Source organism: Testudinibacter sp. 'clade 2', from assembly GCF_006227735.1.
In the GTDB taxonomy this organism is placed as follows: Bacteria; Pseudomonadota; Gammaproteobacteria; order Enterobacterales; family Pasteurellaceae; genus Chelonobacter.
In genome coordinates, this window is record NZ_VDHB01000014.1 from 20,278 (window position 1) to 33,914 (window position 13,637).

The following is a 13,637-nucleotide window of genomic DNA, read 5'->3' on the forward strand; positions in this document are numbered from 1 at the left end:
TCCCTGCATGGATGTAATTGCGACTATTTGCTGCATTTGTGATCTGACCACGTTTCAAAGTGCGCTAATTTAGCGGATAATGCAAATAAGCCCCAGAAATAATGACAAAATCAGATAAAAAACAAACACTATATGAACCCACATCTGCATAATTTGACGCAACTCAACCAATTACAACACGTGGTCGCCATCGGTGGCGGGCACGGTCTCGGACGTTTGATGTCTTCGCTCGGTTTTCTCAAAGAGCGGTTGACCGGCATTGTCACCACCACTGACAACGGTGGCTCAACCGGGCGTATCCGCTTGCAACACGGTGGTATCGCTTGGGGCGATTTACGCAATTGTATTAACCAAATTATCACTGAGCCTAGCACCGCCTCCGCCCTGTTTGAATACCGTTTCAGCGGCAATGGCGATTTGGCAGGGCATAATCTTGGCAATTTGATGTTGAAAGCGTTGGAAGACATGAAAATTCGTCCATTGGAGGGGGTCAATTTGATCCGCACTTTGTTGCGCGTGCGTTGTCATCTGATTCCGATGTCGGAAACGCCAGTACACTTAGGCGCTAAGCTACACTCCGGTGCCACTGTTGTCGGCGAAGTAAATATCGACAAGTTAACCGAACTGCCGAAAAGGCTGTTTTTGATCCCACAAGTCAGCGCCACGCCGGAAGCTGTCAGCGCTTTGCAACAAGCCGAGTTGATTCTGCTGGGTCCCGGCAGCTTTCTAACCAGTATTATGCCGCCACTACTGTTGCCTGAAATCGCACAAGCCCTGCAAAGCACCGCCGCCAAAATTATGTTTATTGACAATCTTGGGGTAGAACACAGCCCGGCTGCGACACTCTCACTCGCGCAACGGATTGACTGGATAGAAAAAACCATCGGTCAAAAAATGAATGGCAAAAGTGCGGTTGACGGCATTATCACCTATCCGGAAGCACACTATCAGGATCTGTTGCACAAGACCATCGTCGCAGAGAAACTGAATGATGATGATATCATCTACCGCCACAACCGCACTTTGCTGTGTAAGAGCATCGATAAATTATTGGCAAAGTTAAGTTAATACAAGCTGCGGTTGCTGCGTTGCAGCCAACGCAGCAGTAGATTATCGCTGCTCTCTTCTGCTTGTTTGCCGATTTTTTGCATTAAGGATTTTTTCTGGGTGAATTTCACTTCCAACACGTCTTTGTGCTGCAACGCCGTTAAGATCAGATCATCACTGGTGGCGATTTCATCAACCAAGCCCAAATCCAACGCTTGCTGCCCAAACCAATGCTCCCCGGTGGCGATTTTTTCTAAATCCAAGTTTTGACGGTGGCTGGCGACAAAGTCTTTGAACAATTGATGGGTTTCCTCCAACTCCTGCTGGAATTTCTCGCGTCCTTTTTCGGTATTTTCACCCAAAATTGTCATGGTGCGTTTGTATTCGCCGGCGGTCATCACTTCCACATCCACATCGTGTTTTTTCAGTAAACGGTGAATATTCGGAATCTGCGCCACTACGCCGACCGACCCGATCACCGCAAACGGGGCGGAAACAATTTTATCCGCCACACACGCCATCATATAGCCGCCGCTGGCTGCCACTTTGTCCACTGCAACCGTTAATTTGATACCTTTTTGTTTCAAGCGAACCAGCTGCGATGCCGCTAAACCATAACCGTGCACCACCCCGCCCGGACTTTCCAAGCGCAACAACACCTCATCCTCCGCTTTCGCCACCGCCAAGATCGCACTGATTTCATCCGCCAATGCCGCTGTGCCGCTGGCTTGAATATCACCTTTAAAATTCAACACATACACGCAGGCTTTCGCTTTTTGCTCAGGTTCTTGACCGCTCTTTGCCGCTTGCTTGTTCGCTTTAGCCTCCAACTTTTGCTGTTTTTTGCGTGCTTTTTCTTGCTGTTTCAGTTGTTCATCGTTCAAGCGAAAATCGGCTAATTTTTGCTGATTATCCTGATATTTTTTCGCCAAATCGGTAATTTTCAACTCCCCGACCGCACTTTGCTCTTTTTGCCGCAAACTGACGATAAAAGCAAAAATCGCCACAATCACCAATAAAACAGTAAGCACCTCGAGGATAAACACCCCGTAATTGATTAAAACTTCAGACCACATGGTTTTCCCTTATTAATAAATATCCCATTGCCAATAAATTAAAGGATTATCATACACTATTCCACTTTTTTCTACTTAACCGTACTGGCTAATTTATCTATTTCTGCCAAAATATAAAAAACCACTTGACCAAATTCCCTTGTACTAGTTTAATAGTACAAAAATAAAACCTGAATGGGATTGCCGATGCCGTATATACATATCACCCAACAAGCCGTTGATTATCACCCTGATCCAACAGCCATTTTTGCTACACTATGCCAAAATAAAACCAATACGCTGCTGCTGGAATCCGCCGAGATTCAAAGCAAGAACAGCTTGACCAGTTTGCTGTTTATCAACAGCGCTTTGAAAATCACCTGTCAGGATAAAAATGTCACATTTAGAGCGCTAACCCCCAATGGAAAGGCAGTATTACCACAAATTGCAAAAACGTTACAGGGTTTAGCCGAATCCTTAGATTTTGAACAAGACGATCGTTTGACCGCACTTTTCGCCGAATTGGATCCTAATTTGGACGAAGACAACAAATTACAGGCGGCGACGGTATTTGACGGTTTGCGTGTGATTAACCAACTGTTTAACAAGCCTGAAAGTGCGGTTTATCTCGGCGGTTTGTTTGCCTACGATTTGGTGGCAGGATTTATCCCGATGGACAATATCACGCTGCAAGACGATCAAATCAACTGCCCAGACTACTGTTTTTATTTAGCCGAACAATTGTTACGGCTCGATCACCAGCAACAATCGGCGACATTACAAACCTTCTGCTTTAGCGTCGAACAACAACCGCACTTGGCTTTAAGCGCTGAAAAAATCAAACAGCAATTGTGCCAAATTCAGGATCAGTTAGCTATTCAAGCTGCGCCAACCGATGTTCGTGTCAATATTGAAGATCCCGAATTTAAACAGATTATCGAGCGGTTAAAGCAGCATATTTATGTCGGCGATGTGTTCCAAATCGTGCCGTCACGCCGTTTTTCGGTTGAATGCCCAAATCCGCTGGCGACCTACCGTCGCTTAAAAATCACCAATCCAAGTCCATATATGTTCTATATGCACGACGATGATTTTATTCTGTTCGGTGCTTCACCGGAAAGTGCGTTGAAATACAGCCAAGACAGCCGTCAGCTGGAGATCTACCCGATCGCCGGTTCACGCCCACGCGGTTTTGATGCGCAGGGGCGAATCGATCCGGAACTGGATGCACGTTTGGAATTGGAATTGCGTTTGGATAAAAAAGAGTTGGCGGAGCACTTGATGCTGGTTGATTTGGCGCGTAATGACGTTGCCCGAGTTTGTCAAAGCGGCAGCCGCCAAGTGAAAGAGTTGATGCAAGTGGATCGCTACTCGCACATTATGCACCTGGTTTCACGGGTGATCGGCAAACTGCGCCCGGAACTGGACGCCTTGCACGCCTACCAAGCCTGCATGAATATGGGTACGCTGACCGGTGCGCCCAAAATCAAAGCGATGCAGCTGATTTACCAATTTGAACAACAGAAGCGCCACAGCTACGGCGGCGCAGTCGGCTATCTCAGCTCCGACGGCAATTTCGACACCTGCATCGTGATCCGCTCCGCTTTCGTGCAAAACGGCATCGCCCACGTCCAAGCCGGCTGCGGCGAAGTGCTGGATTCCGATCCGCAAATGGAAGCGGACGAAACACGGCATAAGGCAAGAGCGGTATTAAACGCCATTATTCAGACAAATAGCCACATCTAAGGATTTAATTATGGCGAAAATCGTATTTATTGACAATTTTGATTCGTTTACCTACAACTTAGTCGATCAGTTCCGGGTGTTGGGGCATCAGGTGGTGATTTACCGTAATGACAGCGAGTTGCATCATCTGCTGAAAACCGCACTTGCCGAGCCGGATACCCTTGTTGCGCTTTCGCCCGGCCCGGGCAATCCGTCCGAAGCCGGTAATCTGCTGCCTTTAATTCGTGAGCTGAAAGGCAAAGTGCCGATGATCGGCATCTGTTTGGGACATCAGGCGATTATCGAAGCCTTTGGTGGCAAAATCGTACATGCTGGCGAAATCCTGCACGGCAAGGTGTCGCAGATTGAACACGATCAACAAGTGATGTTTCAAAATCTGCCCAATCCAATGCCGGTCGCCCGCTATCACTCACTCATGGGCACGGAAATTCCGGCAGAGTTTGATGTGAATGCCCAATACGGTGAGATTGTGATGGCGGTGCGCCACCGCACTTTGCCGATTTGCAGTTTCCAATTTCACCCCGAATCCATCTTAACCGTACAAGGTTCGCAGTTGCTGGCACAAAGCATCGACTGGTTATTAGGAGCACAAGCATGATCGTTGTTTATGGTTTAAAACACCGTTTGAATCCGATTAAAAAAGAGCTGTCTGATGTCATCCATCGCTGCATGATGTTTGCCTTGGATTTCCCCGAACATAAACGGGTGCAACGTTTTATTGCACTGGACGCCGAAGACTATTACTACCCGTCCGACCGCAGCGATGCCTACACGATTATCGAAATCAATATGATGAGCGGACGCAGTGTGGAGGCGAAAAAATTATTGATTCGCATGCTGTTTGATGAGATTTATAAACAGCTGAAAATCAAACCGTCCGATATTGAGATCACCATCAAAGAGCAAGAGCCGCATTGTTGGGGATTTCGTGGTATGACCGGTGACGAAGCCAGTTTCAACTATAATACAAAAAGGTAGTCCACATGGAATTGCAAGCATTATTAGAGATTTTATTCAGTAACCAGACATTAACCCAGCAACAAAGCCACACCCTTTTTAGTGCGATTGTGCAAGGTAAACTGAGCAACGAACAGCTTGCCGCAGCGCTGATTGCACTTAAATTACGCGGTGAAAGCATTGCGGAAATTGCCGGAGCGGTTGCTGCCTTGCAACAAGCCGCCGAGCCATTTTCACGTCCGGATTATGTTTTTGCCGATATCGTCGGCACCGGCGGCGACGGCGCTAACACCATCAATATCTCCACCGCCAGCGCCATTGTGGCGGCAACACTGGGCGCCAAAATCGCCAAGCACGGCAATCGCAGCGTGTCGAGCAAAACCGGTGCCAGCGATGTGCTGACTGCACTTGGGGTCAATATCAACATGAGCGCAGACAACGCCCGCCAAGCATTGGATCACATCGGGGTTTGTTTTCTGTTTGCGCAACAGTATCATTTAGGCTTCAAATATGCGATGCCGGTGCGCAATGCGTTAAAAACCCGCACAATTTTCAATATATTGGGCCCGCTCAGCAATCCGGCTAAGCCACATCACCAACTGCTCGGTGTTTATACGCCTGAATTGCTGAAGCCGTATGCCGAAACCGCACTGACACTCGGGCATCAACACTCTTTCGTGGTGCACGGTGCCGGCTTGGACGAAGTAGCGTTGCACGGCAAAACCGAAGTGGCGGAAATTCGTGACGGCACGATTGAATATTACAGCCTCAGCCCGTATGATTTCGGTTTTGAACCACAGCCGTTAGAGGTGCTGCGTGGCGGTGAACCGGCGGAAAATGCTCAGATGATCTCCGCACTGTTGCAAGGCAAAGGCGATCAATACCACGCTCAGGCAGTGGCGATCAATACCGCACTTTTGCTGAAACTGTTCGGGCATGAAGATTTAAAACACAATGCGGAAATGGTGTTAGACTGTCTTGCAATCGGCAAACCGTTTGAAACGTTGGAAAAATTGTGCCGTTATTAAGGATTAATATGTATAAGCTGTTTATCGCCAATAAAACCAATTCCAGCTGGTCACTGCGCCCGTGGATTTTGTTGCAACAATTAGCGATTCCATTTGAGGAAGTGCAACTCTATTTTCAGCCCGATAAAAAGCAGCAAAAACTGGATTTTTTGCAAGCTTCGCCGAGCGCAAAAGTGCCGGCATTGCACCATAACGCTGAGATCATTTGGGACAGCTTGGCGATTGCAGAATATATTGCCGAAGAGTATCCGCAAGTGTGGGCAAATGAACGCAACGCCCGTGCTTGGTCACGTTGTGCCTGTGCGGAAATGCACTCATCATTTGTGGCGCTACGCAGCCAATGCAGTATGAACACGCAAAAATTTGTCAGGTTAGATCAAATCGATAGTGCACTTGCCGCTGATCTGGCACGCATTAATCAACTCTGGACAGAAGGGCTAACCCGTTTCGGCGGCGAATTTCTCGCAGGCAGCCGCTTCACCGCGGTTGATGCGTTTTTCGCCCCGGTGGTGATCCGCCTAATCCATTACGGGTTAATGGATTATCTCAGCCCCGCAGCAAACGCCTACGCCAAACGAATCTACCAACTGCCAAGTATGCAAAAATGGTTAACACAGGCGGAACTGGAACACGATCGTCCGATTCGTAATCCTTAAACATGAGAGAAAAATAAAGGTAAAACCGGTGAATATGGATAACAAACCCACAATCTTACAAAAAATCGTCAATGATAAACTTGAATGGGTGAAAAACAAAAAAGCAGCGTTGCCGTTGGCGCAATTTCAGGATCAAGTGCAACGTTCCGAGCGTGATTTCTATCAAGCATTGAGCAAAGGCACACATCAGCGCCCTGCCTATATTTTGGAATGCAAAAAAGCCTCGCCGTCAAAAGGGCTGATCCGCAAGGATTTCAATTTGGCGCAGATTGCCACGGTGTATAAAGATTATGCCTCGGCAATTTCGGTGCTGACCGATGAAAAATATTTTCAGGGCAATTTTGATTTTATCGCCCAAGTGCGGTCGGTCGCGCCGCAGCCGATTTTGTGCAAAGATTTTATGATCGATGAATATCAGGTTTATCTGGCACGTTATCATCAAGCCGATGCGATTTTACTGATGTTGTCGGTGGTGGACGATGCAACCTATCTCAAATTAGCAAATTTGGCGCACGATTTGGGCATGGGTGTACTGACCGAAACCTCGACCCAAGCAGAGCTGGAAAGAGCAATCAAACTCAATGCCAGAGTAATCGGGATTAACAACCGTGATCTGCATGATCTCAGCGTTGATCTCAAGCGCACGCCGCCACTCGCACAGCAAATCCCGGCAGATCGGATTATTATCAGCGAATCGGGGATCTACAATCACCAACAAATTCAGCAGCTGAAACCGTATGTACACGCCTTTTTAATCGGCAGCAGCCTAATGGGCGACGACGATCTGCAAAGTGCGGTGCGGCAAGTGATTTTCGGCGAAAACAAAGTCTGCGGTTTAACCCGTGCGCAAGATGTACAAGCGGTATATCGCTGCGGGGCGCTATACGGCGGCATGATTTTCGCCGAAAAATCACCGCGCAAAGTCAGCCTTGAGCAAGCCAAACACCTGATTACCGCTGCCCCGCTGCGCTTTGTCGGCGTATTTCAAAATCAAGATTTAGCTTATATTGCCGAGATCGCCCATGAATTAAAGCTGTTTGCGGTGCAACTGCACGGCAACGAAAGCCACGAATTTATGCAGCAACTACGGCAAAAACTGCCGTCACATTGCCAAATCTGGAATGTGATTTCGGTCGATATCGACAACCACGAACAGATTAACCTTGCCGATGATCCGCTGATTGATCGTTTCCTGTTCGACAGCAAAGTGCAAGGGCAACAAGGCGGAACCGGCTTGATTTTCGATTGGACCTTAATTCCAGCCAATATCAAACAACGCACGATTTTAGCCGGCGGCATCAAACAGGAAAATATCGAACAAGCCTTGATTCAAGGCTGTTTGGGTGTAGATGTAAACTCCGGCGTGGAAAGTGCGCCGGGGATTAAAGATGAATATAAGATTGCCGCATTATTCGACACTATTATCCGATATTAATTTTTTGTAGGGGCGGATTATATATCCGCCCGTGTACGAAGCTCGATATAGCTATTTACCTGGAAATGATAAAACAGCATAATCAAAAACCGATAAGGCGTAAAATGCGCTTACCTTGTTATGATTATAATGAGGCTGGTTGCTACTTTATTACTATTTGCATTCACCAACGGCGAAACTTATTAGGTCAAATACAAAATGGTATTATGCTATTAAACGCAGCAGGAAAAGAAACTGAATCCATTTTAATCTCAATGGAAAAACGATATCAGGATTGTAAATTAGCCGAATATATTATTATGCCAAACCATATTCATTTTATTTGGATCAATGAATTGGGAAAAACTAATCTACCTGATGCGATAAAATGGTTAAAAGTCGTATCAACAAACGCCTATATCAGAGGTGTAAAAAATGATAATTGGTTGCCATTCCATCAAAGGCTATGGCAGAGAGGATATTATGATCATATTATTCGCAATGAACAAGATTATGAAATTATTGCAGAATATATTGAGAATAACCCGTTACAGTGGGAATTAGATAAATTATATCAAATTGATCTAACCCCATAACAAAGCAGTATCACGTTCCGTTCGGGCGGATATACAATCCGCCCCTACTTTGTCTAATAAATTAGTCATTATTAGGATAAACTAAATGAGCAATAAAACCCTACTCGATCCCTATTTCGGCGAATTTGGCGGTATGTATGTGCCGGAAATTCTGGTACCGGTGCTGCAACAGCTGGAAAAAGCGTTTGTGGAAGCCAAGGATGATCCTGCGTTTATCGCCGAATTTAACGATTTACTGAAAAATTATGCCGGTCGTCCGACCGCACTGACCCTGTGCCGCAATTTGACCAAAGGCTCGAAAACCAAGCTCTACCTGAAACGGGAAGATTTGCTACACGGCGGTGCTCATAAAACCAATCAAGTGCTCGGGCAGGCGTTATTGGCGATCCGCATGGGCAAAAGCGAAATCATCGCCGAAACCGGTGCCGGGCAACACGGCGTTGCCACGGCGATTGCTTGTGCGATGCTCGGTTTAAAATGCCGCATTTATATGGGCGCAAAAGATGTGGAACGCCAGTCACCGAATGTATTCCGTATGCGGCTGATGGGGGCGGAAGTGATTCCGGTCAATAAAGGCTCGTGTTCACTGAAAGACGCCTGTTGTGAGGCGATGCGCGACTGGTCCGCCAATTACGACAAAGCGCATTACCTGCTCGGCACGGCGGCAGGCCCGCACCCGTTCCCGACCATTGTACGCGAATTCCAAAAAATGATCGGTGAAGAGACCAAACGCCAAGTGCTGGAACGTGAAGGACGCTTGCCGGATGCGGTGATTGCCTGCGTCGGCGGCGGCTCCAATGCGATCGGTATGTTTAACGATTTTATCGATGAAAGTGCGGTTCGCTTAATCGGCATCGAACCGGCGGGGCTGGGCATTGAAAGCGGACAACACGGTGCACCGTTGAAACACGCCAATGTCGGCATCTATTTCGGTATGAAATCCCCAATTATGCAAACCGAAGACGGACAAATCGAAGAGTCGTATTCGATCTCCGCTGGATTGGACTTCCCTTCTGTTGGGCCGCAACATGCCTATCTGCATGCAATTGGACGCGCCGAATACGAGTCGATCACCGATGACGAAGCGCTTGATGCGTTCCAACAACTGGCGCAGCACGAAGGGATCATTCCGGCATTGGAGTCCTCGCATGCGTTGGCGTATGCGTTAAAAATGATTAAACAAAATCCTGAACAAACACAATTGTTAGTGGTCAATTTGTCTGGACGTGGTGATAAAGATATTTTCACCGTCGATAAAATTTTAAGCGAAAAAGGGGCAAAAGCATGAGCCGTTTTGATCAGCTGTTTCAGCAACTCAACAACAAAAATCAAGGCGCATTCGTGCCATTCGTCACCCTGTGCGACCCGGATTTAGACCGCTCTTTTGAGATTATCTGCACCTTGGTCGACAACGGTGCCGATGCGTTGGAATTGGGCTTTCCGTTCTCCGATCCCTTGTTGGACGGCCCGGTGATCCAAGCCGCCAACAACCGCGCGCTAAATGCCGCTTGCAGCACCAAAGCGTGCTTTGTGTTATTGGACAAAGTGCGGTCGAGATACCCGGAGATTCCTATCAGTCTATTGCTGTGTGCCAATTTGATTTTCGCCAAAGGCTTGGATAACTTCTACCGACAATGCCAACAAAGCGGCGTCGATGCAGTGCTGGTTGCCGATGTGCCATTGTTGGCGTGCGAGCCCTATGTAGCGGCAGCGAAAAAATTCGGTGTGCAGCCGGTGTTTATCTGCCCACCGAATGCCGACAGCGAGACGATTCAAGCCGTGGCACAAACCAGCGAAGGTTACACTTATTTAGTTTCGCGCGCCGGGGTGACCAGCGCCGAAAACCAAGCCCACGCCAGCAATTTAGCCAGCTTGATTGCACAATTGAAAACGCATAATGCAGCGCCGATTTTGCAAGGCTTCGGCATCGCCCAGCCGCAACAGGTGATCGACGCCTTGAATAGCGGCACGGCAGGCGCCATCTCTGGCTCGGCGATTGTGAAAATCATCGAAAATAATTTGGATAACCAAGCGGAAATGCTACGTCTGCTAGCGGAATTTGTGCGCAACATGAAAGCTGCGACCATTGGCTAAAGCTATTGCAAATCACAACCAGGGCGGAAATTCCCCCGCCCTATTTTGTGGCGCGATTTTATGACGCACCATTTTCCTGCTGCAACTGAATCCGGTTATCAAACAAATTCACCCCGCCTTTTACCCCAAAATCTAACGTCATCACATTGTAGGCAATGCTAATCTGCTCCTGTTCAAAGCGTTTTTTCAACTGCATAATCACTTCGCTTTTGGCAGCTAAGTATTGAGTATAATTGACAAAATCAATCCAAAACCGCACTTCAAAGTTATAGGTCGAACTGCCGATGTCGGTAAAATAAAAATCGGTTTGCGCTTTATCCAACACAAACTCAAATTGGTTAACCAGTTCAAGCGTCACCGATTTGACTTTCTCTAGCTCATCACCATAGGACACACCGCCCGATACCACGATGCGCTGTTTTCCAAGAGCGGAATAATTAATGAAAACCCCGCTGTAAATCAACTGATTCGGCACATGCGCCAGTTTTCCGCCTAATGTTTTCAGGGTGGTTGTGATCATTCCGACCTCTTGCACTTCGCCTAAATAATCATCAATTTTAACCCAGTGCGTCGTCTTAAACGGTTGTTGCGATTTAATTAACAAACCAGCAAAAGCATTCGAAGCAATGTCTTTAAAGGCAAATCCGGCGATAATACCGATAATGCCGGCACCCGCCAGCAGATGCGTCAGTAAATTGGTGAGATTTAAAATATCCAGAACCAAGATCATAGTGGCAAAAAGAATCATCCAATAAACCAAGGTTGCGGTCATTTTCGCCAACCGTAGATTGTTTGAAAACACGCTATTACAGGCTTTAAAGGTTATCTTTTGCAGCAGTCTTGCCAAATAATGCCCGACAATCAACACTGCAGCGGATAAAGCCAAATTTGGCAAAAACCCAATAATCTTCTGTTGCCAAGTGGCTAGCGTTTGCTCTACCAATGATAATGTTTGTTCTGTCTGCATTTGCTGTTCCTTCCGATTCGCTTAATGGCGTGAATATTCTCGAAAATTCACAAAATATTCAAGCAACAATTTATCAACTGCGCATCTTTCAGATAAAAAGCCGAACAATCGGAAAAAACCATTAATACTGCAAGATAATTTCCTTTTTGGAAAAAATAAAATGCAAAATTTGAAATTTACAATGTATGTTGTCGAGTTATAATCAAATCTAATCTGTTTGGTTTATAAACTAAACACTCTTGCCACAGGCTAGGCTACTCAACCGATTATGACTATTGTAAAAATTTTATTCGTTTTGCTCAAATGGACCGCACTTTGTGCCGTGCTGGTTGCTGTAGGGATCGCGGCTTATGTTTATTTCGCGCCAACCTTCGGCGGCAAGCCCGACGCCGCCAGTCTGGCGCGCATTCAGGCTTCGCCGAATTTCAACGGCGAGGTGTTTGTCAATCAGGAACCGACCACGATTGAAACCATCGGCAGCAATCGACCATCATTGACCACTTGGCTGACCTCGGTGTTGAATCCACCGGCAGGCAAACATCCGTCCGCTCCACTTCCGACGCTGACGTTGGATCAAAGTGCGGTGGTGAACAACAGTTTCACTTGGTTCGGACATTCAACCGTGTTGTTCAAAACCGCTGATCTGACCATCATCACCGATCCGGTGTTTTACCGTGCTTCGCCACTGTTTTTCGGCGGCAAAGCCTTTGAGATGACCAATCCGCCAAAAACCGTCGATTTACCGTTTATAGATATCGTATTGTTGTCGCATGACCACTACGATCACCTCGATCATCAAGCCATTCAGGAAATCGATCACAAAGTGGGGCACTATTATGTGCCGTTGGGGGTGAAAGGACATTTACAGCGCTGGGGCGTCGCCGATGACAAAATCACCGAATTGGATTGGCATGATAGCGTCAGTTTGCCTCTTGGTAACGCCGAAGGCGAATTAACCTTAACCCTGGCGCCGGCACGGCATTTCAGCGGACGGAATTTAAACAACCGCAACAGCACTTTATGGGGTTCTTGGGTGGTAAAATCCTCGCAGTTATCGCTCTATTTCAACGGCGACAGCGGTTATGGCAAGCATTTCACGACAATCGCCGAACAGTACGGTCCGTTTGATCTGACGTTTATCGAAAACGGTGCTTACGATCCGGCATGGGCATCGATTCATATGACGCCGGAACAAGCGGCACAAGCCTCGCTCGATCTGCAAACCCGGGTTGTGGTACCAATTCATTGGGCAAAATTCGATTTGGCTTACCACACTTGGACAGACCCGATTGAACGCTTCTCGACTGCTACCGACGGCAAACCACTGCAAACCGCCACACCGAAAATCGGACAGACATTTACGTTAGATAATCTACCGCAGGAAAAGTGGTGGAAATAGCAAAAATAAAGGGGGGAATCTGATCTGCCCCCAAAAGCCGGGCTCCAAAATCGGCTGATTAAGGCGCAGATTTTTATGATTAAATATAACCAATCTTTTAAGAATCAGTCGATGAAATTGAGCAAGTGGTGCATGAGTATATTGCTTATTACCACCACGAACGAATTCAATTAAAGCGTTCAACTTTATCCAGTCAGAGCGAATTACTCCCAAATTTTTCTAATACTTGCTGTTCTGTCAGCATCTCCGTTTTAGTGGCTAAATCGCAATACTCCGCTTTCTTATCGGTAAAAATTTGCAAGGCTAATTTAAGATTTTTTTCATGCTGAAATAAACCAGCCGAGATTTCATACATTGATGAATCTAATAGATGATAATACAGATGCGTACCGCACTTTTGGCAAAATACCCGCTCCGCCCATTCAGAAGAGCGATAGTGCGTAATATTTTCAAAGCCATTAATGCGTGGTTTTTCATCAGTCTCTAGTGCAAAAAAAGCACCACCTGCCCATTGTCGGCACATAGCGCAATGGCAAGCTGCTACATGATGATTTGTTTCAATTTGTAATTTAACCGCACCACACAAACATTCTCCCTGCATAAATCCTCCGTTTCATATTACAAATCACATAGCAAAAAGCCGCTAACAATAGTAGCGGCTTCAGATTATTGACAAAG

General features: G+C 46.8%; 14 protein-coding genes. 11 read left to right on the plus strand and 3 right to left on the minus strand.

All coding sequences use genetic code 11. The features are described from left to right. Positions 1-132: 132 nt before the first annotated feature. Positions 133-1,068 carry a gluconeogenesis factor YvcK family protein gene (locus tag FHQ30_RS01590; RefSeq protein ID WP_139610528.1) on the plus strand — a complete coding sequence of 312 codons (936 nt, stop codon included), beginning with the start codon at positions 133-135 and terminating at the stop codon, positions 1,066-1,068. Here FHQ30_RS01590 and sohB read toward each other — a convergent pair. Next, positions 1,065-2,123, minus strand: a complete 1,059-nt coding sequence (gene sohB / locus FHQ30_RS01595) for a protease SohB (RefSeq protein WP_139610529.1) — start codon at positions 2,121-2,123, stop codon at positions 1,065-1,067. The two genes, FHQ30_RS01590 and sohB, sit on opposite strands and share 4 nt — an antisense overlap. A 174-nt stretch (positions 2,124-2,297) precedes the next feature. On the opposite strand from sohB, the gene trpE reads away from it, so the two are divergent. The 9 genes from trpE to trpA all read left to right on the plus strand — a co-directional run bounded on the left by trpE (position 2,298) and on the right by trpA (position 10,593). Beyond that, complete coding sequence (gene trpE / locus FHQ30_RS01600; protein WP_139610530.1) at positions 2,298-3,848, plus strand: anthranilate synthase component I; 1,551 nt, start codon at positions 2,298-2,300, stop codon at positions 3,846-3,848. Between the two features lie 10 nt (positions 3,849-3,858). Beyond that, entirely contained in the window at positions 3,859-4,446 is a 588-nt protein-coding gene (locus tag FHQ30_RS01605; protein WP_139610531.1) for an aminodeoxychorismate/anthranilate synthase component II, read from the plus strand. Continuing rightward, positions 4,443-4,826 carry a tautomerase family protein gene (locus tag FHQ30_RS01610; RefSeq protein ID WP_139610532.1) on the plus strand — a complete coding sequence of 128 codons (384 nt, stop codon included), beginning with the start codon at positions 4,443-4,445 and terminating at the stop codon, positions 4,824-4,826. Before FHQ30_RS01605 ends, FHQ30_RS01610 begins: the two co-directional genes overlap by 4 nt. A gap of 5 nt (positions 4,827-4,831) precedes the next feature. Continuing rightward, on the plus strand, positions 4,832-5,833 hold the full coding sequence (trpD, locus tag FHQ30_RS01615) for an anthranilate phosphoribosyltransferase (RefSeq protein ID WP_139610533.1): 1,002 nt from the start codon (positions 4,832-4,834) through the stop codon (positions 5,831-5,833). Between the two features lie 8 nt (positions 5,834-5,841). After that, complete coding sequence (locus FHQ30_RS01620; protein WP_139610534.1) at positions 5,842-6,489, plus strand: glutathione S-transferase family protein; 648 nt, start codon at positions 5,842-5,844, stop codon at positions 6,487-6,489. Between the two features lie 34 nt (positions 6,490-6,523). Next, on the plus strand, positions 6,524-7,924 hold the full coding sequence (gene trpCF / locus FHQ30_RS01625; RefSeq protein ID WP_139610535.1) for a bifunctional indole-3-glycerol-phosphate synthase TrpC/phosphoribosylanthranilate isomerase TrpF: 1,401 nt from the start codon (positions 6,524-6,526) through the stop codon (positions 7,922-7,924). Between the two features lie 104 nt (positions 7,925-8,028). Next, positions 8,029-8,499: an REP-associated tyrosine transposase gene (locus FHQ30_RS01630; RefSeq protein ID WP_267963754.1), complete on the plus strand. Its 471-nt coding sequence runs from the start codon at positions 8,029-8,031 to the stop codon at positions 8,497-8,499. A gap of 85 nt (positions 8,500-8,584) precedes the next feature. Further along, positions 8,585-9,787: a tryptophan synthase subunit beta gene (trpB, locus tag FHQ30_RS01635; RefSeq protein ID WP_139610537.1), complete on the plus strand. Its 1,203-nt coding sequence runs from the start codon at positions 8,585-8,587 to the stop codon at positions 9,785-9,787. After that, positions 9,784-10,593 carry a tryptophan synthase subunit alpha gene (trpA, locus tag FHQ30_RS01640; RefSeq protein ID WP_139610538.1) on the plus strand — a complete coding sequence of 270 codons (810 nt, stop codon included), beginning with the start codon at positions 9,784-9,786 and terminating at the stop codon, positions 10,591-10,593. Before trpB ends, trpA begins: the two co-directional genes overlap by 4 nt. Before the next feature lie 58 nt (positions 10,594-10,651). On the opposite strand, the gene FHQ30_RS01645 is transcribed toward trpA, so the two are convergent. Continuing rightward, on the minus strand, positions 10,652-11,560 hold the full coding sequence (locus tag FHQ30_RS01645; protein WP_139610539.1) for a mechanosensitive ion channel family protein: 909 nt from the start codon (positions 11,558-11,560) through the stop codon (positions 10,652-10,654). A 268-nt stretch (positions 11,561-11,828) separates the two neighbouring features. On the opposite strand from FHQ30_RS01645, the gene FHQ30_RS01650 reads away from it, so the two are divergent. Further along, entirely contained in the window at positions 11,829-12,959 is a 1,131-nt protein-coding gene (locus FHQ30_RS01650) for an MBL fold metallo-hydrolase (protein ID WP_139610540.1), read from the plus strand. A gap of 193 nt (positions 12,960-13,152) precedes the next feature. Here the strand turns inward: FHQ30_RS01650 and FHQ30_RS01655 are convergent, their stop codons facing one another. Then, positions 13,153-13,560 carry a GFA family protein gene (locus FHQ30_RS01655; RefSeq protein ID WP_139610541.1) on the minus strand — a complete coding sequence of 136 codons (408 nt, stop codon included), beginning with the start codon at positions 13,558-13,560 and terminating at the stop codon, positions 13,153-13,155. Positions 13,561-13,637: the final 77 nt, after the last annotated feature.

What these genes read in the sequence shown, in the direction of transcription:
- FHQ30_RS01590 (WP_139610528.1), top strand. Translation starts at nt 133, where the DNA reads ATGAACCCACATCTGCATAATTTGACGCAACTCAACCAATTACAACAC.
- sohB (WP_139610529.1), bottom strand. Translation starts at nt 2,123, where the DNA reads ATGTGGTCTGAAGTTTTAATCAATTACGGGGTGTTTATCCTCGAGGTG.
- trpE (WP_139610530.1), top strand. Translation starts at nt 2,298, where the DNA reads ATGGGATTGCCGATGCCGTATATACATATCACCCAACAAGCCGTTGAT.
- FHQ30_RS01605 (WP_139610531.1), top strand. Translation starts at nt 3,859, where the DNA reads ATGGCGAAAATCGTATTTATTGACAATTTTGATTCGTTTACCTACAAC.
- FHQ30_RS01610 (WP_139610532.1), top strand. Translation starts at nt 4,443, where the DNA reads ATGATCGTTGTTTATGGTTTAAAACACCGTTTGAATCCGATTAAAAAA.
- trpD (WP_139610533.1), top strand. Translation starts at nt 4,832, where the DNA reads ATGGAATTGCAAGCATTATTAGAGATTTTATTCAGTAACCAGACATTA.
- FHQ30_RS01620 (WP_139610534.1), top strand. Translation starts at nt 5,842, where the DNA reads ATGTATAAGCTGTTTATCGCCAATAAAACCAATTCCAGCTGGTCACTG.
- trpCF (WP_139610535.1), top strand. Translation starts at nt 6,524, where the DNA reads ATGGATAACAAACCCACAATCTTACAAAAAATCGTCAATGATAAACTT.
- FHQ30_RS01630 (WP_267963754.1), top strand. Translation starts at nt 8,029, where the DNA reads ATGCGCTTACCTTGTTATGATTATAATGAGGCTGGTTGCTACTTTATT.
- trpB (WP_139610537.1), top strand. Translation starts at nt 8,585, where the DNA reads ATGAGCAATAAAACCCTACTCGATCCCTATTTCGGCGAATTTGGCGGT.
- trpA (WP_139610538.1), top strand. Translation starts at nt 9,784, where the DNA reads ATGAGCCGTTTTGATCAGCTGTTTCAGCAACTCAACAACAAAAATCAA.
- FHQ30_RS01645 (WP_139610539.1), bottom strand. Translation starts at nt 11,560, where the DNA reads ATGCAGACAGAACAAACATTATCATTGGTAGAGCAAACGCTAGCCACT.
- FHQ30_RS01650 (WP_139610540.1), top strand. Translation starts at nt 11,829, where the DNA reads ATGACTATTGTAAAAATTTTATTCGTTTTGCTCAAATGGACCGCACTT.
- FHQ30_RS01655 (WP_139610541.1), bottom strand. Translation starts at nt 13,560, where the DNA reads ATGCAGGGAGAATGTTTGTGTGGTGCGGTTAAATTACAAATTGAAACA.